Below are 1,076 nucleotides of genomic sequence, written 5' to 3' on the forward strand. Positions count from 1 at the left end.
CCCAAGACAAATCTTTTGGCAACGTAAAAGTACCACTAGACGCATTCCAAGAACTTTTGACTTGTGCCAGACCTTGTTTAATCGAAGATTCTAAAGCATCAATTTCTGAAAAAATATCAGAAGATGACGCATTAAATTCCCGCAGTCTATCCAACTTTTCAGAAAAAGCCCTATTCATATCTTGATATAGCTGAATTTGTTCTTCATTAGCATAAAGTAATGTTGTTTTAATCAGGTCTGGCATTGGATAATATTCAATATTTGAGCGAATATCATAAAGGTTTCTGATTTGTTGGTCGATTTGCGTAAGTTTCTCTATTAACTCCGATTCTTTCCAATCACACGTGTCAACTCTAGCCGTATATTCTTCTGGAAATCTTTTAACCGCCTCTTTCGTTGCCTCTGAAAGCAGTACACCACCTTGGGCTAAAGGGTATAAAACGCTCATGAAATATTCTTTAGCCGAATCGTAAGTTTTTCCGCTCAATTCCTGACTATTGAAATAAAAATCACTAATTGCTTTTTGTAAACTTTCATCCCCTTTTACTCGACTATCACACCGTGTCGCAACACTATCAGCCTGTGTTCTGGATTCAGATAAATACATATCAATACTCATTATCTTCCCTCACTTTCTTCAAAAGCCAGTTTTTGTCTTTCATAACCAAGTTCTTCAAGGTCATAAATGATTTGCCGTCTATTGCCCTGTAACTCTTCTGAGGCTTGGTCTAAATCGGACAATATTCGCTTTGTTTTAAAGTCAAGCTCTCCCATTTGTTGATTCAAAAAACTGGTTAGGTTGCTTTCGGTATGATAAAATTTTTCACTCAAATCATAGAAAAAACGCTGTTCTTGTTGTGAAAAATTTTGATAATACTCAGTCACTGATTCAACTTGCCGAGTTTCAGCCATGATTCTTTCTTCTTGCTCTTGTAGCTCTCGTTCTCTAAAGTTCAATTCTTCCCAAGTAGCCATTAGCGTAAGTCCCCCAATAAATCAAAGTTTGGTTTAAAAAGTGTTTGACCGAGTTTTTTATCCATTGCCTCAAATTCTACTGCGACAGACTGTAAATTTTT

General features: G+C 36.2%; 2 protein-coding genes. Both read right to left on the reverse strand.

Annotation, left to right across the window (positions count from 1 at the left end; genetic code table 11):
- Window positions 1-619 (reverse strand): T7SS effector LXG polymorphic toxin (locus ACYQ21_RS15645; RefSeq protein ID WP_460059609.1); only part of this gene is annotated, 619 nt, incomplete at its 3' end.
- Window positions 619-975, reverse strand: a complete 357-nt coding sequence (locus tag ACYQ21_RS15650) for a DUF3958 family protein (protein ID WP_460059611.1) — start codon at window positions 973-975, stop codon at window positions 619-621. The genes ACYQ21_RS15645 and ACYQ21_RS15650, both read right to left, overlap by 1 nt.
- Window positions 976-1,076: the final 101 nt, after the last annotated feature.

This window comes from Pseudolactococcus yaeyamensis (genome assembly GCF_054658615.1).